This window comes from Sphingomonas sp., from assembly GCF_029239295.1.
Lineage (GTDB): Bacteria > Pseudomonadota > Alphaproteobacteria > Sphingomonadales > Sphingomonadaceae > Sphingomonas.
In genome coordinates this window covers 227,850-246,443 of sequence record NZ_JAQZBC010000006.1, presented here as the reverse complement: position 1 = coordinate 246,443, position 18,594 = coordinate 227,850, and the positions used below count along the sequence as shown (strand labels likewise).

The 18,594-nt window shown below is 66.8% G+C and carries 17 protein-coding genes; 9 read left to right on the top strand and 8 right to left on the bottom strand.

The window, feature by feature from the left end:
- Positions 1-4 precede the first annotated feature (4 nt).
- The 6 genes from K0S66_RS08355 (at position 5) to K0S66_RS08330 (ending at position 8,008) form a co-directional block, all read left to right on the top strand.
- Complete coding sequence (locus K0S66_RS08355; protein WP_301074874.1) at positions 5-268, top strand: hypothetical protein; 264 nt, start codon at positions 5-7, stop codon at positions 266-268.
- A gap of 2 nt (positions 269-270) precedes the next feature.
- Positions 271-1,866, top strand: coding sequence for a L,D-transpeptidase family protein (locus tag K0S66_RS08350; protein ID WP_301074873.1), 1,596 nt, complete (start codon positions 271-273; stop codon positions 1,864-1,866).
- Positions 1,867-1,959: 93 nt separating this feature from the next.
- A complete protein-coding gene (locus K0S66_RS08345) occupies positions 1,960-3,474 on the top strand; it encodes an NAD(P)/FAD-dependent oxidoreductase (protein ID WP_301074872.1) in 1,515 nt (504 codons plus the stop codon).
- Positions 3,475-3,487: 13 nt separating this feature from the next.
- On the top strand, positions 3,488-5,404 hold the full coding sequence (locus K0S66_RS08340) for a hypothetical protein (RefSeq protein WP_301074871.1): 1,917 nt from the start codon (positions 3,488-3,490) through the stop codon (positions 5,402-5,404).
- Between the two features lie 18 nt (positions 5,405-5,422).
- Complete coding sequence (locus K0S66_RS08335) at positions 5,423-7,084, top strand: hypothetical protein (protein ID WP_301074870.1); 1,662 nt, start codon at positions 5,423-5,425, stop codon at positions 7,082-7,084.
- A 198-nt stretch (positions 7,085-7,282) separates the two neighbouring features.
- Positions 7,283-8,008 carry a DUF2490 domain-containing protein gene (locus tag K0S66_RS08330; RefSeq protein WP_301074869.1) on the top strand — a complete coding sequence of 242 codons (726 nt, stop codon included), beginning with the start codon at positions 7,283-7,285 and terminating at the stop codon, positions 8,006-8,008.
- A 15-nt stretch (positions 8,009-8,023) separates the two neighbouring features.
- On the opposite strand, the gene K0S66_RS08325 is transcribed toward K0S66_RS08330, so the two are convergent.
- The 4 genes from K0S66_RS08325 to K0S66_RS08310 all read right to left on the bottom strand — a co-directional run bounded on the left by K0S66_RS08325 (position 8,024) and on the right by K0S66_RS08310 (position 10,780).
- Entirely contained in the window at positions 8,024-9,136 is a 1,113-nt protein-coding gene (locus tag K0S66_RS08325; protein WP_301074943.1) for a GNAT family N-acetyltransferase, read from the bottom strand.
- A gap of 220 nt (positions 9,137-9,356) precedes the next feature.
- Positions 9,357-9,821, bottom strand: coding sequence for a RidA family protein (locus tag K0S66_RS08320; protein ID WP_046411562.1), 465 nt, complete (start codon positions 9,819-9,821; stop codon positions 9,357-9,359).
- Between the two features lie 33 nt (positions 9,822-9,854).
- Positions 9,855-10,508 carry an HAD family hydrolase gene (locus K0S66_RS08315; RefSeq protein ID WP_301074868.1) on the bottom strand — a complete coding sequence of 218 codons (654 nt, stop codon included), beginning with the start codon at positions 10,506-10,508 and terminating at the stop codon, positions 9,855-9,857.
- Positions 10,505-10,780, bottom strand: coding sequence for a DUF3572 family protein (locus tag K0S66_RS08310; RefSeq protein ID WP_301074867.1), 276 nt, complete (start codon positions 10,778-10,780; stop codon positions 10,505-10,507). Before K0S66_RS08310 ends, K0S66_RS08315 begins: the two co-directional genes overlap by 4 nt.
- A gap of 38 nt (positions 10,781-10,818) precedes the next feature.
- Here K0S66_RS08310 and K0S66_RS08305 point away from each other — a divergent pair, with 38 nt between their 5' ends.
- The gene (locus K0S66_RS08305; RefSeq protein WP_301074866.1) at positions 10,819-11,181 is read left to right on the top strand and encodes a response regulator; all 363 of its coding nucleotides are present in this window, start codon (positions 10,819-10,821) and stop codon (positions 11,179-11,181) included.
- Between the two features lie 13 nt (positions 11,182-11,194).
- Here K0S66_RS08305 and K0S66_RS08300 read toward each other — a convergent pair whose 3' ends face one another.
- Complete coding sequence (locus K0S66_RS08300; protein WP_301074865.1) at positions 11,195-11,599, bottom strand: DUF1489 domain-containing protein; 405 nt, start codon at positions 11,597-11,599, stop codon at positions 11,195-11,197.
- 39 nt (positions 11,600-11,638) lie between these two features.
- Positions 11,639-13,048: a magnesium transporter gene (gene mgtE / locus K0S66_RS08295; protein ID WP_301074864.1), complete on the bottom strand. Its 1,410-nt coding sequence runs from the start codon at positions 13,046-13,048 to the stop codon at positions 11,639-11,641.
- A gap of 137 nt (positions 13,049-13,185) precedes the next feature.
- Between mgtE and K0S66_RS08290 the strand changes: the two genes are divergently transcribed.
- Entirely contained in the window at positions 13,186-13,641 is a 456-nt protein-coding gene (locus K0S66_RS08290; RefSeq protein WP_294443581.1) for a peptidylprolyl isomerase, read from the top strand.
- Positions 13,642-13,728: 87 nt separating this feature from the next.
- Here K0S66_RS08290 and K0S66_RS08285 read toward each other — a convergent pair whose 3' ends face one another.
- A complete protein-coding gene (locus K0S66_RS08285; protein WP_301074863.1) occupies positions 13,729-14,619 on the bottom strand; it encodes a LysR substrate-binding domain-containing protein in 891 nt (296 codons plus the stop codon).
- Positions 14,620-14,945: 326 nt separating this feature from the next.
- On the opposite strand from K0S66_RS08285, the gene K0S66_RS08280 reads away from it, so the two are divergent.
- Complete coding sequence (locus K0S66_RS08280) at positions 14,946-17,237, top strand: CDC48 family AAA ATPase (protein ID WP_301074862.1); 2,292 nt, start codon at positions 14,946-14,948, stop codon at positions 17,235-17,237.
- A gap of 72 nt (positions 17,238-17,309) precedes the next feature.
- Here the strand turns inward: K0S66_RS08280 and rlmN are convergent, their stop codons facing one another.
- A complete protein-coding gene (gene rlmN / locus K0S66_RS08275) occupies positions 17,310-18,521 on the bottom strand; it encodes a 23S rRNA (adenine(2503)-C(2))-methyltransferase RlmN (RefSeq protein ID WP_301074861.1) in 1,212 nt (403 codons plus the stop codon).
- Positions 18,522-18,594 lie beyond the last annotated feature (73 nt).

Below are 18,594 nucleotides of genomic sequence, written 5' to 3'. Positions count from 1 at the left end.
AGCGATGAAGGGTGCAACATTTGGCGCATTGCTGCTGGGAGCCACCGTGCTCACGGCCTGCGCCGACAATCGCCAAGACGTGGTTGCTCCGGCGCCGCCGCTCGGCCCCGGTGCGCTGGCCGGAACGGTAGCCGCTGATCGCAACGGCGATGGTCTGGTCGACGGCTATTACACGCCGGATGGTGTCTATGTAGCCTTCCAGGCGCCGCCTTGCCCGCCGCCGCCGCCCCCCCCGCCGCCGCCCACCCCGCGCGGCGAACGAGGCTGAGCTTGTCGGCTGGCGAGGGCGCGCCGGCGCGGCGCGCAAGCCGGCTGGCGCTTATCCTGACCTTGCTCCTGCCGGCGGCGGCGCTTCCAAGCGTCGCCGCCGCGCAGGACACTGTCGCAGTCGCTGAGTCGACCAACGCGGTTGCGCAGGCAATTCGCGGGCAGGTGGGCGGGCACCTGAAGGACTTTTACCGTGCACGCGGCTATTGGCCGCTGTGGATCGTGGACGATCGGCCCGGTGCGCAGGCGAGTGCGCTGATCGACGTGATCGAGAGCGTGCGCGTCGATGGCCTGAACCCCAATCGCTATTCGCCCGATCGTCTGCGGCGCCTGATCGATGAGGCGCAGGACGGCAATCCGCGCGCGCTCGCCTATCTGGAAGTGGCGTTAAGCGGGGCGCTGGGTAACCTGGTCCGCGACATGCGCGAGCCGACGATCGATATCGAATATCTCGAGGAAACGCTGAAGCCCAAGCGATTGAAGCCCGAGGAAGTGCTTCGGCGGGCGGCGCTGGCCAAATCAACGGTCGACTATGTTCGCAATCTCGGATGGATGAGCCCGCTGTACGTTCAGTTGCGCGCCGCGATGCCTGCGCCGGAGACTGAGCGTGAGCGCGACGAGCCAGATCGAAGCTATGTCACCGTACCATCGGGGCCGCTGCTGAAGCCGGGAATGAGCGGCGAGCGCGTCCTGCTTCTGCGCGAGCGACTTGGCCTGGATGATGGCGATAACTACGATGCCGAACTGAGGGCGCGCGTGCGGCAGTTCCAGGCGTCGCGCGGCTTGCCGGCGGACGGGATCGCCGGCGCCCAGACGATCGCGGCGCTGAACGGCACCGGCGGGGCAAGCGTCGACCGCGTCGCGCAATTGCGCCTGAACCTGGAACGGGCGCGGCTGCTGCCGGATGCATACACGCGGCACATCGTCGTAGACGCGGCGGCGGCACGGCTGTGGTATTACGGCGGCGGGGCGGAACAGGGGACGATGCGGGTCGTCGCCGGCACGGCGGAGACGCAGACGCCGATGATGGCAGGGCTGGTCCGCTACGCCACGCTCAATCCCTATTGGAACGTTCCGGTCGACCTAGTGCGCAAGCGGATCGCGCCCAAGGTGCTGGCGGGTACCTCATTGGAGCGGCAGGGCTATGAGGCACTGTCAGATTGGACCAATGAGGCGCAGGTGATCCCGTCTGCATCGATCGACTGGAAGGGCGTGTCCGACGGAACGGTTGAGCCGCGCGTGCGCGAGTTGCCCGGGCGTGGCAATTCGATGGGATCGGTCAAGTTCATGTTCCCCAACGATCACGGCATCTACCTCCACGACACACCACAAAAGAACCTGTTCACGAAGGCAGACCGGCATTTCTCCAACGGCTGCGTCCGGCTGGAGGATGCCGGGCGGCTGGGCCGGTGGCTGTTCGATCGCCCGCTGAAACCCGACAGCTCACAGCCCGAGCAGCATGTGCCAGTCCCCGAGCCGGTGCCGGTCTATCTGATGTATTTCACCGCCAGCCCGTCCGAGACCGGCCGGGGCGTGAAATATGTCGCCGATGTCTATGATCGCGACTCACCGGCACTGCAGCACCTCGCCAGCCGCTGAGGCATCACCCCGCGTTCCTTCGGGCGGGGCATTAACCACGCCTCAACCAACCTGCTTCATTGCCGATGCTGCATTGCTATGGGGCAGCATCAGATGGCGAATCCTGTCGGCACGGTGGACGTGGCGATCATCGGCGCGGGACCGGCGGGGCTGACGGCGGCCTATTTGCTCGGCAAGGCCGGCTATTCGGTCACCGTGATCGAGAAGGATCCGCGCTATGTCGGCGGGATCAGCCGAACGGTTGAGCATGAGGGCTTCCGCTTCGACATCGGCGGGCACCGGTTCTTCTCGCGATCGAAGGAGGTCGTCGACCTCTGGAACGAGATCCTGCCCGACGATTTCATCGAGCGGCCGCGGATGAGCCGGATCTATTACGAGGGAAAGTTCTACAGCTATCCGCTGCGCGCGTTCGAAGCGCTGTGGAACCTCGGCGTGTTGCGATCGGCGCTGTGCATGGCGAGCTTCGCCAAGGCCAGGCTGATGCCAGCCAAGAGCGTGAAGAGCTTCGAGGATTGGACCGTCAACGCGTTCGGCTGGAAGCTGTATTCGATCTTTTTCAAGACCTACACCGAGAAGGTGTGGGGCATGCCGTGCGACGAGATGAGCGCGGACTGGGCGGCGCAGCGGATCAAGGGGCTGTCGCTGTGGGGCGCGGTGGTCGATGGACTGAAGCGCAGCCTCGGCCTCAACAAGCGCCCGAACGATGGCATGGCGGTGAAGACGCTGCTTGAAAGCTTCCGCTACCCGCGGCTGGGTCCCGGCATGATGTGGGAAGCAGCGCGCGATCATGTGGTGGCGCATGGCAATCATGTGCTGATGGATCACAAGCTGAAGCAGCTGGCGTTCAACGACGTCACGCAACAGTGGACGATGACCGCGACTGACAGCGAGGGCGCTCAGGTCGCGATCAAAGCGGCGCACGTCATTTCCTCGGCTCCGATGCGCGAACTGGCGAGCCGGCTGCATCCACTGCCGACCGCGTTGCCCGAGGCGGCGAACCTGAAATATCGCGACTTCCTGACGGTCGCACTGATGATCCGATCGCCTGACCTGTTCCCGGACAATTGGATCTACATCCACGATTCCAAGGTGAAGGTGGGGCGGGTCCAGAACTTCCGGTCGTGGTCGCCCGAGATGGTACCCGATCCCGATCTCGCGTGCGTCGGCCTCGAATATTTCTGCTTCGAGGGCGACGGGCTGTGGTCCGCGAGCGACGACGAACTGGTCGCGCTGGCCACGAAGGAGATGGCGCAGCTGGGGCTGTGTGCGGCCGAGCAGGTGGTGGGCGGCACGGTGGTGCGACAGGAGAAGGCCTATCCCGTCTACGACGAGGATTATGCCGCCAATGTCGAGGTGCTGCGCCAGGAGATCGAGGCGCGTTATCCGATGCTGCATTGTGTCGGGCGCAACGGTATGCACCGCTACAACAATCAGGATCACGCGATGATGACCGCGATGCTGACGGTGCGCAACATTGAGGCCGGCGCGCGGGTGTATGATATCTGGGCGGTGAACGAGGACGCCGAATATCACGAGAGCGGCAACGAGGGGGAGCGCGCGGCGCTCGCCAGCGTTCGCGGAGTGCCCGAGCGGCTGAAGGCAGCGTGACATCGTGCCAGCCGTGGAAGCACGCCGCGCGCTGAGCGACGCGCCGGGCGCGCCGGACGAGTTGCTGGAGAATTGCGCCGCCACCCGGGGGACAATGAGTTCGCACGGCATCAATCGTCCGGTGCTGATCGGGTGGTTCCTGACGGCGGTAGTTCTGCTGCTGGCCACTGCGGCCGATATCGCGAACCTGCGCTTCCCCGATCCCGACGATGCCATGCGCCTGATGGAGGTGCGGGACTGGCTGGCGGGGCAAAGCTGGTGGGACGTTGCGCAGCACCGCCTGAACGGCAACTTTCCGATGCATTGGTCGCGGCTGGTTGATCTGCCGATCGCTACCGTGCTGGCGGTGACGCGCCTGTTCGTGAGCGAAGAGGCGGCGATTCGGGTCGCAATGGTGGTGGTGCCGTTACTGTCGCTGCTCGCCGTCATGACGCTGGTCGCGGACATGACGCGCCGCCTCTCAGGCGCAGAAGCCGCACGCTATGCAGTGCTGCTGGTGCCGTTGTCGGCGCCGCTGGTCTTTCAGCTGAGGCCGATGCGGGTCGATCATCATGGCTGGCAGATCGTGCTGGCGCTGGTCGCCGTGGCGATGCTGGTCGGGCGAACACCTGCGCCCGGGCGCGAAGGCGCCGGCCAAGGCGCCATCGCGGGCTTGGCATTGGCGATGCTGCTGACGATCTCATTGGAGGGCATGCCGATCGCGGCGGCGATTGCGGGTGTCGCGGCGCTCGCGTGGGTGTTGCAACCGTGGCGCCGTGACTTCCTGTTGGGGCTGGTCTGGAGCCTGTTTGGTGGCGCGGTACTGTTGCACGCGGTGACGCGCGGGCCGAACTTTTGGGCGCCTGCCTGCGATGCCATCGCGCCCGGTTGGCTGGCGATGCTGGGGACGGCGGCGGTGGCGACAAGCGTTGCAGCGGCCTTGTTTCAGCAGCGTCAAGCGGCTGCTCGGCTCGGCGGATTGCTGGGCGCAGGAGGGCTGACGGCGGGGGTGCTGGTGCTGGTGTCGCCGGATTGTCTGGCGGGGCCGTTCGCGCGCCTGCCGCCGATCGTTCACGACATCTGGTACGTGGGGGTGAGCGAGGGGCGGCCGCTGTGGGAGCAGACGCCGGACTGGGCGGCGATGACGATCGGCCTGCCGCTGGTCGGGCTGTATGCGACATGGCGCGGCTATCGTTCGGCGCAGGGCGAGCTGCGGGTCAAGTGGTTGCTGTTGCTGGCTATTCTGACGCTCGCGACGCTGGTGGCGGTGTTCGTCAACCGGGCGGGGGCAACCGCCAACGCGCTGGCCATTCCGGGCGCGGCGACGTTGTTGCTGGCGCTGCTGAAGCGGGCGCGGGCGGTGCCCGGGACGGGCAGGCGGCTGGTGGCGACGGCGGGTGCGCTGCTGGTGGCATCGCCCGGACAAGTGGCGGCGATCGGCGTGGTGGCCGGGAAGGCAGTGGCCGCGGATGACCGGCCGGCGGCGCAATCCGGCCTGTCCCCGGAGAAGATCGGCCGCGGCAGTACGGTGGCCGGCCAGCAGCGTCCGTCCTGCGAAAAAGTCGGCGATGTTCGCGTGATCGGGCGCCTGCCGCGCGGAATCGTCTTTGCCCCGATCGACATCGGGCCCGACATTATCGCGACGACCCATCATGACGCGATTGCCGGCGGATACCATCGCGCGCCCGAACCGATGGAGCGGGTGCTGAGCGCCTTTACCGGATCGCCCGCTGAGGCGCGTCGGATCATCATGGCGAGTGGGGCATCGTACATCGCGGCGTGTCCTGGGCTGAGCGAGACGGAAACGTACCGCCGTGATTTTCCGCAAGGCTTCTGGGCGCGGCTGCAGCGCGGCGAGCGGTTCGACTGGTTGCAGCCGATCGCGACCGGCACGCCGGCGCTGGGCTGGCGCGTCATTCGCCCCTTGCCCCCCGTCGCCCGTCGCCCTTAAGGCGATTTGATGGAGCAAATGGGGACGCCCCTTCGCTGGTGGCAGACGCGCGCGTTTGTCGTAATCGCGACGCTGATCTCGATCATACCGCTGATCTGGCCGGAGATTCCGCCGCTGGTCGACCTGCCCGGGCACATGGGCCGCTACCGCGTCCAGCTGACGCCGGTGGAACAGGCGCCGTGGCTGGCCGAATGGTACAATTTCCAATGGTCGCTGATCGGCAATCTGGGCATCGACCTGCTGGTCGTCCCGTTCGCCAAGGTCTTTGGCCTGGAACTGGGCGTCAAGCTGATCGTGATGTCGATCCCGGCGCTGACCGTCGCCGGGCTGCTGTGGATCGCGCGCGAGGTGCATGGACGCATCCCGCCGACCGCGATGTTCGCTCTGCCGCTGGCCTATTGCTACCCGTTCCAGTTCGGCTTCGTGAACTTCTCCCTGTCGATGGCGCTGGCGCTATGCCTGTTCGCGCTGTGGCTGCGCATGGCGCGGCTGGGCCGGTTGCGGCTGCGGGCGATCATCTTCGTGCCGATCTCTTGCCTGTTGTGGCTGTGCCATACGTTCGGCTGGGGCGTGCTGGGCGTGCTGGCGTTCTCCGCCGAGATGATCCGCCAGCATGACGCGCGCAAGGATGCCGGGTCGGGCCATTGGGTGGAAAGCTGGATCCGCGCCGGGCTGAGCTGCGTGCCGCTCGCGCTGCCGATGCTGCTGATGATCTTCTGGCGATCGGGCGACCATGTCACCGGCCAGACGGCCGACTGGTTCAACTGGCAGGCGAAGGTCGCGTGGCTGCTGATGGTGCTGCGCGACCGGTGGGAGCTGTGGGATGTCGGCTCGACCGCCGTCTATCTGCTGCTGATGTTCTACGCGATCCGCGATCCGGCGCTGGGCTTTTCGCGCAACCTGGTGCTGTCGGCGCTGTTCCTGGCGGCGGTATTCGTGCTGCTGCCGCGGATCGTTTTCGGTTCGGCCTATGCCGATATGCGGCTGGCGCCGTTCGTGGTGGCGGTGATGCTGATCGCGATCCGCCCGCTGCCGGGGATGAGCGCGCGCAAGGCCGGCATCCTGGCGATGCTGGCGACGAGTTTCTTCGTCGCGCGGATCGCGGGCAATACCGTCAGCTATTGGCTGTTCGACCGCGATTACGACACCGAACTGGCAGCGCTGGACAAGCTTCCCGAGGGCGCGCGCGTCGTCACCTTCGTCGGCACCAATTGCCACAACCAGTGGAAGATGAGCCGGCTGGAGCATTTGCCGGCGATCGCGCTGACCCGGCGGCTGGCCTATGCCAACGACCAATGGTCGATGCCCGGCGCGCAGCTGCTGACCGCGAAATACAGCAAGGCGGGCATGTTCGCGCATGATCCGTCCGAGATCGTGACGCCAGGCTGGTGCCCGCGCGAATGGTGGAAGCCGATCGATTTCTCCATGGCGCGCTTCCCGCGCGAGGCGTTCGATTATGTCTGGTTGATCCGCACCCCGCCGTTCAATTCGCGCTACGCCAGCGACCTCGACCGGATCTGGCGATCCCCGACCGGCGCCAGCGCGCTGCTGAAGGTGAACCGTGATCGCCCGACGCCGCAGATCGCCGACGAGGAACTGTATCCCAAGTGGTTCTTGGAAATGCGGGAGCGAAAGATGCGCCAGCGCGAGGCCGACCTGCCGCCGCCACCACGGTCCTGACCCATCCGCCCGCAGATGGGCCGGAGCGGATGGGCTGAACCGCCATCCTGAACCATTGGAAAGCCGCAGCGCAAAATAATCGCCGCGCTGCGGCACCTTCTCCCTTTTTCGGTGTTGAAGAAGCACAGGGGAGGATGACCATTGAAGCGATGCTGGGGGGCGGCTGTTGCTGCGAGTGCGATAGGATGGGCGCTGCCGGTGGCAGCCGAGACCAACCACGGCGGGCAGATATGGGGCGGAATCCAGGTGACGGCGCCGCTGTCCGATGACGTTTTCATCACCAGTGAGATCCAGCCGCGCTGGTCAACCAAGAATGCCGCGACCGCGCCGATCACCGTCATCCCGCCGATCATTTCCTGGCGGAAAAGCGAATCGCTGATCCTGTCCGCGGGCTATCTCTACGCCTTCATCGATGGGGCGCGGTTGCCGCAGGACCTGCACGAGAACCGGTTCCTTCAACAGGCGTCGTACCGCATCGGCGCGATCGGACGGATCGGCGTTCGCGCGCAGACCCGGTTCGAGCAGCGCCAGCGATCCACCGGCAAGGACTGGAACCTGCGCGTCGCGCAGCAATTGCTGCTGGCGACACCGCTGACCAAGAAGGAAAGCGGCGGGCCGGTGGGCGTGGTGTCGGTCGAGCTGTACTGGAATCTGACCGACGCCGATTGGGGGGCGCGCAAGGGCTATGACGATCTGTGGACCTTTGCCGGGGTGCGCACGCCGATCTCCGAATTCGCGGCGCTTGAGCTCGGCTATCTGAACCAGCGACAGCGGGCGGTGAACGGACGCGCCAACATGAACCATGCCGCGGTGGTGGGCATATCATTCCAGCTGTCCACCAAGATCGTTCCGCCCAAGGTGGTGCCGACCACCGGGCCCGGGCTGCAGCCGCTGCCGGATCGCGAATCCGTCCGCCAGCGGTAACGCCGGGATCGGGCGTCAGTCGCCCTTGCGGAAGGGGGTGAGCTGACCGAGGAATTCCTGGTCAGCCTCCACCGCGACGCGTTCGCGCGCGAGGAAATCGGCGACGGCGCGGCGGAAACCCGGATTGGGAAAGTAATGCGCGGACCAGGTGGGGACCGGGGCATAGCCGCGCATCAGCTTGTGCTCGCCCTGCGCGCCAGCCTCCACGGTGGCGAGGCCGCGTTCGATCGCGATGTCGATCGCCTGATAATAGCACAGCTCGAAGTGCAGGAACGGCACGTCCTCGGTGCAGCCCCAATAACGGCCGTAGAGCGTGTCGGCGCCGATGAGGTTGAGCGCGCCGGCGATCGGGTGACCGTCACGCTCGGCGAGGATCAGCAGAACGCGATCGCCCATCCGTTCGCCCAGCATCGGGAAGAAGGGGCGAGTGAGGTACGGGCGGCCCCATTTGCGGCTGCCGGTATCCTGGTAGAAGGTCCAGAAGGCGTCCCATTCGCGCTTGCCGATCTGATCGCCGACGAGGTGGCGGATGGTCAGCCCCTCCACGGCGGCGGCGCGTTCCTTGCGGATCGCCTTGCGCTTGCGGCTGGCGAGGGTGGCGAGGAAATCGTCGAAGGTGGCGAAGCCCTGGTTGCGCCAGTGGAATTGCGTGCCCTCGCGGATCAGCCAGCCGGCGGCCTCGAACGCGTCGATCTGATCGGGCGCAACAAAGGTGGCGTGGGCGGAGGACAGATCGTGCTGATCGGTAACCGCCTCCAGCGCGGCGATCAGCGCCGGGGCGGCGGTGGGATCGCGCAGCAGCAGCCGGGGTCCGGGCACAGGGGTGAACGGCGCGGCGATCTGAAGCTTGGGATAATAGCGCCCGCCGGCGCGCTCCCATGCGTCGGCCCAGGGATGGTCGAAGACATATTCGCCCTGGCTGTGCGCCTTTGCATAGGCCGGCGCGACGGCGATTGGGGCGCCATCATCGCCGTCGACGACGACGGGCACCGGCTGCCACCCGGTGCGGCCACCGACGCTGCCCGAATCCTCGAGCGCGGAGAGAAAGGCATGGCTGACGAAGGGGTGGGCGGTGCCGGCGCAGGCATCCCATTGATCCGCCGCGATGCTGGCGACGCCGTGCATCATGCGCGCCGAGAGGGTCACGCCGCGGCTCCGGCAGGTGCGCGCGTTGGCCTCAAGCGGCGCGGTGCGCGGGCGTTGAACCCGGCAGCGGTCATGGCAGAGGTGCCGGCGATGGTGCGGGACTGCGCCAGCGCGCGGGGATGAGCCGCGGCTGGCGCCGGTTCCATAAAGGGGTGGTCAGGCAAGCGCACGCTTCGCCGGAACGACCGGGTGACGCGAAGGTTCAGCGCGCCACTTCGATGATGGCATCGATCTCGACCGCAGCGTTGCGCGGGAGCGCGGCGACGCCGACCGCGGCGCGGGCGTGCTTGCCGGCATCACCGAACAGCGCGACCATCAGGTCGGACGCGCCATTGGCGACTTCAGGCTGATCGCCGAAGCCGGGGGCCGAATTCACGAACACGCCAAGCTTCACGATGCGCGCGACGCGCGACAGGTCGCCCAGCGCGGCCTTCACCTGTGCCACGACCATCAGCGCGCACAGCACGGCAGCGTCCGAGCCGGCGGCGACATCGAGATCGTCGCCGAGGCGGCCGGTCACGACCTTGCCATCGCGGAACGGCAGCTGGCCCGAGACGTGCAGCAGGCCGCCGGCCTCGACCGTCGGGACATAGGTGGCGACGGGCGCAGCCGCCGTGGGGAGGGTGAGCCCGAGCTCTTCGAGCTTGCGATCGATACGGTCAGTCATGGTCCGGGGTAGAACACCAGCCGCTGCCGCTGGTCAACCGTGCGCCGCAGCGGTCGAGATGGCGGGAGCGGGACGCCCGCTGGCGAGGCGATCGATGATCCAGGGCAGCGCATCCGGCCAGGCATCGATGCGCGCGTGCGCCGCCGGCGCGGCGGGCACACCGGGGGCGAGCGCGGGTTCCGCGACCATGTGCAGCCGGTGGACCTGCGGTGCATGTTCGGCGACCGATTCATGGTGCATCGGCAAATCGTCGACGAACACGGTGACAGGGTTGCCATGTTCCTTCACCAGCGCGGCGACCGGGCCGCCCTTTGGCCCCTGATTGCATTCGACGCGGTGGGCGATGCCGAACGTCGCCAATTGATCGATGCGGTGCGTGCGGCAGCTGTCCTGCAGGTTGGTGAGGATGACGATGTCCGCGACCTCCGCGATCCGCACCAGCGCGTCGCGCGCATGGGGGACCAGCGTCTGGCGGTGCATTTCGGCGGGGAAGAAGCCGTCGAGGAAGCCGCGCATCTCCTCGCGGCTGGGCGCGTCGCCGCCGCTGCGCCGGCGCATGTTGCGGCCCAGTTCCCAGTTCGACGGGGTGAATTCGATGTCATGCGCCTCGTCCAGCCAGTCGCCGAAATGGCGCACCATGTGGATCAGCACCTCGTCGCAGTCGGAAATCAGCAGCGGGCGGGTCATGGCCTCTCCAATTCGTGGCGGGCGCGGACCAGCGCCTCGGGTTTGCAATCCAGCGCAGACGCGCAGGCGATCAGATCGGGCTCATGCGCCTCCAGAAACTGGAGGCAGGCGGCGAGCACCGAGGCCTCGCCAAGCCGCGCGCGCAGGTCATCGGGGTGGAGCCCAGTGAGCGACAGGAGGCGCCCGGCGCGGTCGGAATCCGACAATGTCCAGGCCAGCGCCTGCAGCGCGAGCGCGTCGGCAGGTTCTCCGTTTGAATCGGCTGTTTTCATTGCCTATTGTCGCTCACCAATCGGGGGATCCATAGCGCGTGGCAAAGAAGGTGCTCGTTGTCGAGGACAACGAACTCAACCTCAAGCTGTTCTGCGACCTGTTGCGGGCGCATGAATTCGAGGCCGAGCCGGTGCGCGACGGGCGCGAGGCGGTGGCGCGGACTCGCGAATGCATGCCCGACCTCATCATCATGGACATCCAGATGCCCTATGTGACCGGCTATGAGCTGATCCTGGAGCTGAAGGCGGACGAGGAATTGCAGCGCATCCCGGTGATGGCGGTGACCGCCTACGCCGGACGCGACGACGAGGAGCGGATCCGCGCGGCGGGGGCGGAAGCCTATGTGTCGAAGCCGATCAGCCTGGTGCGGTTCATGGAAACGGTGCGCGCGCTGATCTGATCGGCGCGCACGCTTATACGAGGCCAAGCTCCGCCAGCTTGCCGAGCAGGGCGGGGGGCAGGGTGGCCATGCCGCTGCCGTCACCGCCGAGATCCACCGGAGCATCGGCATCCTCCAGATAGCGCCAGCCCTGGTGCGCGCGCTTTGGCCGCGCGGCGACGAGGCGAAGCACGGGATCGATGTGGATCGCGACGCGGCCGCCCTCCGCCTCACCGAAGCTGAGGATCGGCGAGCGGGCGACGAGCTGATGCTTGATGATCCAGAACAAGGAGCCTTGCCCGGCGATCTCCTCATGCCGTTTGGGCAGATAGCGCGTCGTCAGGAACAGCGGGCCTTCCTCGCCGCGCTGGCGCAGGCGATCGGCGAGATGTTCGACCGCGCTGTGGCCGAAGGCGACCTTTGTGATGTGAAGCGGCATGGCTCTCCGGCAGCTGGGGAGGCTGCCATGTGGGGAGCCTCAGCCCACGAGGCCAGAGGCGCTGGCGAGGCCGAGGAAGGCGAGGAAGCCGATCGAATCGGTCGTCATGGTGACGAAGACGGAGGAGGCGACGGCGGGGTCGGCGCGCAATCGTTCGAGAACGACCGGAACGAGCACGCCGGCCAGCCCCGCCACGAGGATGTTGGTCATCATCGCCGCGGCGATCACCCCGCCGAGCAACGGATTGGCGAAGATCAGCGCGACGCCGGTGCCGATCACCAGCGCGATCGTGGCGCCGTTCAAGAGCGCAACGCGGATCTCGCGCCCGATCGCGCGCGAGGTGTTGGATTGCGTCAGCTGGTTCATCGCCATCGCGCGGACCGTGACGGCCAGCGTCTGCGTGCCGGCATTGCCGCCGACGCCGGCGACGATCGGCATCAACGTGGCGAGCGCGACCATGCGTTCGATCGTGCCCTCAAACCGGGAGATGATGAACGAGGCGAGGAGCGCGGTGAACAGATTGGCGATCAGCCAGCGCACGCGCGCCTTGTAGCTGTCGAACACCGGTTCGTTGATGTCGCCTTCGCCAGCGCCGGAGAGCAGCAGCGCGTCCTCGCCCGCCTCTTCCTGGATGATGTGCACGATATCGTCGACGGTGATCATGCCGACGAGGCGGCCCGAGCCATCGACGACTGCGGCGGAGATGAGCGCGTATTTCTGGAAGCGGAGCGCGACCTCCTCCTGATCCATGTCGACCGGGATCAGCGTCTGTTCGCGCGCCATCACGTCCGAGATGGCGATCGCGCGCGGCGTGCGCAGGATCCATGACAATGCGCAGGTGCCGACCGGCTTGTGCTGCGGATCGACGACGAAGATTTCCCAGAAGTCGGTGGTGAGTTCCTCGTCACCGCGCAGGAAATCGAGCGTGTCGCCGACCGTCCAATGTTCCGGCACCGCGATCAGCTCGCGCTGCATCAGACGGCCGGCGGATTCCTCCGGGTAGCTCAGCGCCTCCTCGATCGCGGCGCGATCGTCGGGCTCCATCGCGCGGAGCACCTCGCGCTGATCGTCGGCGTCAAGATCCTCGATGATCGCGACGGCATCGTCGGTGTCGAGTTCGGAGGCGATGTCCGCGACCTGGCGCGCATCGAGCGCGTCGATCAGCTGTTCGCGGACGTGATCGTTCATTTCGGCGAACACGTCGCCGTCGAGCAGATCGGCCACCGCGGCAGCGAGCGCGGCGCGGCGATCCTCCGGCGTCAGTTCGAACAGGTCGGCGATGTCGGCGGGGTGGAGCGGCTCGACGAGGCGCTGGGCCGCCTCCGGATCACCGCGTTCAACGGCGTCGAGCACCGCATCGACATAGTCGGGCTTCAGCCGATCATCCGCGTCGAGCTGACGATCATCCTCAGCCGCGCGCTCGGCAGTACGGAGTTCGGTTTCGCTCATCGCTGGCCTCCTCCGGCGGATTGATCTGCGCGGCTCCTAGCGGGCTGAAAGTCGCGTGCCAACCGCCTGCGGGTTTGCGTTCGACCGGGCCGAGCGGTAGGGCGCGGGCTTTCCGGAAAACCCGAAGGAGGCTTGCGATGGCCGATACGTACAACACCCTGACGCTGACGCTGGATGGCGGCGACGTGACGATCAAGCTGCGCCCCGACCTGGCGCCCGAGCATGTGAAGCGCATCGGCGAACTGGCGAACGAGGGCTTCTACGACGGCGTCGTATTCCACCGCGTGATCCCGGGCTTCATGGCGCAGGGCGGTGATCCGACGGGCACCGGCATGCACGGTTCGGACAAGCCGAACCTGAAGCAGGAATTCTCCAAGGAGCCGCACGTGCGCGGTGTCTGCTCGATGGCGCGGACCAATGATCCGAACAGCGCCAATTCGCAGTTCTTCATCTGCTTCGACGACGCGCGCTTCCTCGACGGCCAGTACACCGTGTGGGGCGAAGTGACGAACGGCATGGAGCTGATCGACGCGCTGCCCAAGGGTGAGCCGCCGCGCGAGCCGGGCAAGATCGTCAAGGCACGCGCTGAGTAAGCGATCGGTCACGCAGCCGGGCGCTGCGTGACGTTCGACGGGGGAGGCGCGGCCGGATGGCCGTGCCGCCCCGCTCCGACGACGGGTTCAGACGTTTTCGGACCCCAATGTCGCGACCAGCCAGTCGCGAAAAATCCTGACCTGTTTCAGCTGCAGTGCCCGCGGGCGGCACACGAACCAATAGCTGTACGGACTGACCACCTCGATATCGAACAATCGCACCAGGCGCGGGTCGGCCGCGTCCTGAAAGTGGCTTTCGTGCATGAAGGCGACGCCGAGGCCCTGCGCTGCGGCCTCCAGCATCAGCGCCCCCGAATCGAAATGATCCACCGCGAGCGGCTCGATATCGTAGAGCCCGGCGGCCTGGCGCCACGCCGTGAAGGTATCGGGCATCTCACGATGGACGAGCGCAGTGAGCGTCGCGAGCTGTTGCGGCCGGACGATGGGATCGGCCCGCTCGACCAGCGCGCGGCTGCCGATCACATAGACCCGGTTGCGATCGAGCCGGCGTGCATACAGGCTGGGATCGATGTCGCGCGCCAGCGCGATGACGGCATCCAGCCCCTCTCCCAGACGCGCGATGCCATGCGCGCCGGTATCGATGTCGAGATGGATTTCCGGATGCGCGCCGCGCAACTCACCCAGGCGGGGGAAGAGGCGCTGCGAGGCGAAGAGCGGCAGAACGCCCAGCCGCAGGCGAAGCACGTCGACCGAACTGGTCATCGATTCGACCGCGTCGGACAATTGATCGAGCAGCGGCGCGACCTGCGCCAGTAGCCGTTCCCCGTCGCTGTTCATCACCATTGCCTGGTGGCGGCGATCGAACAGCGGGCGGCCGAGGAAGCGTTCGAGTGTCTGGATCCGCCGGCTGAGTGCGGGGTTGGAAAGGGCGAGTTCCTGCGCAGCCGCCTTGATCGACCCAAGCCGCGCCACAGCGACAAACGCCTCAATGGCAGTCAGCGGCGGCAAACGACGCATGGCGGATCATTCCCCTTACTCACCCATCATGAAACCGGCCCCGCGCCGGAACAAGCAGGTTATGACGATTGCAGGATTTGCACTCGCCATTCGTTTCTTCGCACTTGCACAAAAAACGCCGTTTCGCCACTTAGGGCGGGCCTTTCAGGCATCCTCTCCTAAAAACTTTCATGGGCTGGTCTTCGGACCGGCCCCTTTTTTTGTCCGAATTCGGCCGCACCGGCACGTGAAAGCATCCGGGGCGTTAGGTCGGGTGTGGCACCCCCCCTCTAAAAACGCGGGCGCGCTTCCATATCTATCGTCGGCTAGTCCGGAGGAGAAGTGCATTGGCGGATGTCGAGACACAGGCGCAGAAGTTGCAGGTCGCAAATGCCCGGGCAGAGGATAGCGGCCGGGGCATCGCCCACCTGCCGCGCGCCTTCATGGCATCGCTGGGCCTGACCGACGGTGATGTGATCGAGATCGTTGGCAAGAAATCGACGCCTGCGCGCGCGGTCGGCCCCTATCATGAGGACGAGGGGCTGGCGATCGTGCGCATCGACGGCCTGCAGCGCGCCAATGCGGGCGTCGGATCGGGCGACTTCGTCGAGGTGCGGCGTGCCGAATCGAAGCCCGCGACGCGCGTCGTGTTCGCGCCGGCGGCGCAGAACCTGCGCCTGCAGGGATCGACGGTGGCGCTGAAACGCACCTTCATCGGCCGGCCGCTGGCGCAGGGTGATGTGGTGGCGACGGCGGGGCACCAGCGGGTGGCGAACATGCCGCCGGGGATGCAGCAGTTCGTCAACGCGCCGGCCTATGCATTGCAGGAAATCCGCCTGGTGGTGGTGACTGCGGCGCCCAAGGGCATCGTCCACATCGACGAGAATACCGAAGTCGAGCTTCGGCCCGAATATGAGGAGCCGAACGAGGCGCGGCGCGCCGACGTCACCTATGACGATATCGGCGGCATGGCGGCGACGATCGACCAGCTGCGCGAGATGGTCGAGCTGCCGCTGCGTTACCCCGAGCTGTTCCAGCGACTGGGCGTCGATCCGCCCAAGGGCGTGTTGCTGCATGGCCCGCCCGGCACTGGCAAGACGCGGCTGGCGCGCGCCGTCGCCAATGAAAGCGACGCGCAATTCTTCCTGATCAACGGTCCCGAGATCATGGGTTCTGCCTATGGCGAGAGCGAGGGGCGGTTGCGGCAGGTGTTCGAGGAGGCGGCAAAATCCGCGCCCTCGATCGTGTTCATCGACGAGATCGATTCGATCGCGCCGAAGCGTGGGCAGGTGTCGGGTGAGGCGGAGAAGCGCCTCGTCGCGCAGCTGCTGACGCTGATGGACGGGCTGGAGGCGCGCGCTAACCTGGTCGTCATCGCCGCGACCAACCGCCCCGAGGCGCTGGACGAGGCGCTGCGGCGGCCGGGCCGGTTCGACCGCGAGATCGTGGTCGGCGTGCCGGACGAGCGCGGCCGACGCGAGATCCTGGGCATCCACACCCGCGGCATGCCGCTGGGCGACAAGGTGGACCTGGCCGAACTGGCGCGCACGACGTTCGGCTTCGTCGGCGCGGACCTGGCGGCGCTGACGCGCGAGGCGGCGATCGAGGCGGTGCGGCGCATCATGCCGCGGCTGAACCTGGAGGAACGGACGATCCCGCCCGAGGTGCTCGACACGCTGGCGGTGACTCGCGAGGACTTCATGGAGGCGTTGAAGCGCGTCCAGCCGAGCGCGATGCGCGAAGTGATGGTGCAGGCGCCGACCGTCCGCTGGGACGATGTCGGCGGGCTGGACGATGCGCAGATGCGCCTGAAGGAAGGGGTCGAGCTGCCGCTGAAGGATCCGGACGCGTTCCGGCGCCTCGGCATCCGGCCGGCCAAGGGCTTCCTGCTCTATGGCCCGCCGGGCACCGGCAAGACGCTGCTGGCGAAAGCGGTCGCGCGCGAGGCGGAGGCGAATTTCATCGCTACCAAATCGAGCGACCTGCTGAGCAAATGGTATGGCGAGAGCGAGCAGCAGATCGCCCGCCTGTTCCAGCGTGCGCGGCAAGTGGCACCAACGGTGATCTTCATCGACGAGCTCGACAGCCTGGTGCCGGCGCGTGGTGGCGGGCTGGGCGAGCCGCAAGTGACCGAGCGGGTGGTGAACACCATCCTCGCGGAGATGGACGGGCTGGAGGAATTGCAGTCCGTGGTGGTGATCGGCGCGACCAACCGGCCGAACCTGATCGATCCGGCGCTGCTGCGGCCGGGGCGGTTCGACGAGCTGATCTATGTCGGTGTGCCGGACGAGGCCGGGCGGCGGCGCATCCTGGGCATCCAGACCGCCAAGATGCCGCTGGCGCAGGACGTCGACCTTGATGTGGTGGCACGGCGGACCGAACGGTTCACCGGCGCCGACCTCGGCGATGTGGTTCGCCGGGCGGGCCTGATCGCGCTTCGCCGGTCGCTGGGTGCGCGCGAGGTGTACATGGGCGATTTCGAGGCGGCGCTCGGCGAATCGCGCGCGAGCGTGACCGACGAGATGGAACGCGATTACCAGCAGATCGCGTCGCGGCTGAAGCAGGATGCGGCGTCGATCCAGCCGATCGGCTTCATCTCCCCCGGGCAGCTGCGCCCGCGCGGCGATCGAACCGATTGATGCAATAAAAAAGGGGAGGGCGTGGGCCCTCCCCGAAATACCTTTGACCCCGCGGGGCGGCGCCTGTCGGTGTCAGGCCGGCGTTGCTTCGGCCGCCTCGGCCGCTTCGCGATCCATCTGCGCGCGGCTCTTGCGCTCCGCGGCGGTCTTGAGCTGACCACAGGCGGCGTCGATGTCGCGGCCGCGCGGGGTGCGCACGGGCGCTGAGATGCCCGCTTCGAAGATGATGTTCGAGAAGGCGCGGATCCGTTCCGGCGTCGAACATTCATAGGCGGTACCCGGCCAAGGATTGAACGGGATCAGATTGACCTTCGCCGGCAGGCGATAGTGGCGCAGCAGACGCACCAGTTCCCGCGCATCGTCCTCCGAATCGTTCTTGTCCTTCAGCATCACATATTCGAACGTGATGCGGCGGGCGTTGTTCGCGCCGGGATAATCGGCGCACGCCTGAAGCAGCTCCTCAATGCCGTATTTGCGATTGAGCGGCACGATCTCGTCGCGCACCGGCTTGGTCACGGCGTGGAGCGAGACGGCGAGGTTGACGCCGATTTCCGCACCAGCGCGCGCCATCATCGGCACAACACCCGAGGTGGAGAGGGTGATGCGACGCTTCGACAGGGCGAGGCCGTCACCGTCCATGACGACCGACAAGGCATCGCGCACATTCTCGAAATTGTAGAGCGGTTCGCCCATGCCCATCATCACGATGTTGGTGAGCATGCGCCCTTCGGGCTGGCTGGGCCATTCGCCCAGGCCATCGCGCGCCAGCATGACCTGGCCGACGATCTCACCCGCCGTGAGATTGCGCACCAGCCGCATCGTGCCGGTGTGGCAGAAGGTGCAGTTGAGCGTGCAGCCGACCTGGCTCGACACGCACAAGGTGCCCCGATCGGCGTCGGGGATGAACACCATCTCGTAATCCTGACCATCGTCGGAGCGGAGCAGCCATTTGCGCGTGCCGTCGGACGACACCTGCGCCTCCACCACTTGCGGGCGGCCGATGACGAACCGTTCGGTCAGCCACGGATGCTGCGCCTTCGCGATGTCGGTCATCGACGAAAAATCGGTCGCGCCGCGATTGTAGATCCAGTGCCAGACCTGCTTCGCTCGCAGCTTCGCCTGCCGCGGCTCAAGCCCGGCGGTGGCAAGCGCCTCGCGCAATTCGTCGCGGGAGAGCCCGACGAGGTCGATCCGACCATCGGCGCGCGGCGTGATGGCGCGCGCGACGGGCACGGGATCGATGTGCCCCGGGATGGGCATGGGAGCGGCCGACAGTGTCTGCATCGTGCGGATATAGCGCAATGAGGGGCTGATTTCCAGCGGGGCCGCAGGCTCCACTCGGCTGGCGGGTGAGGTC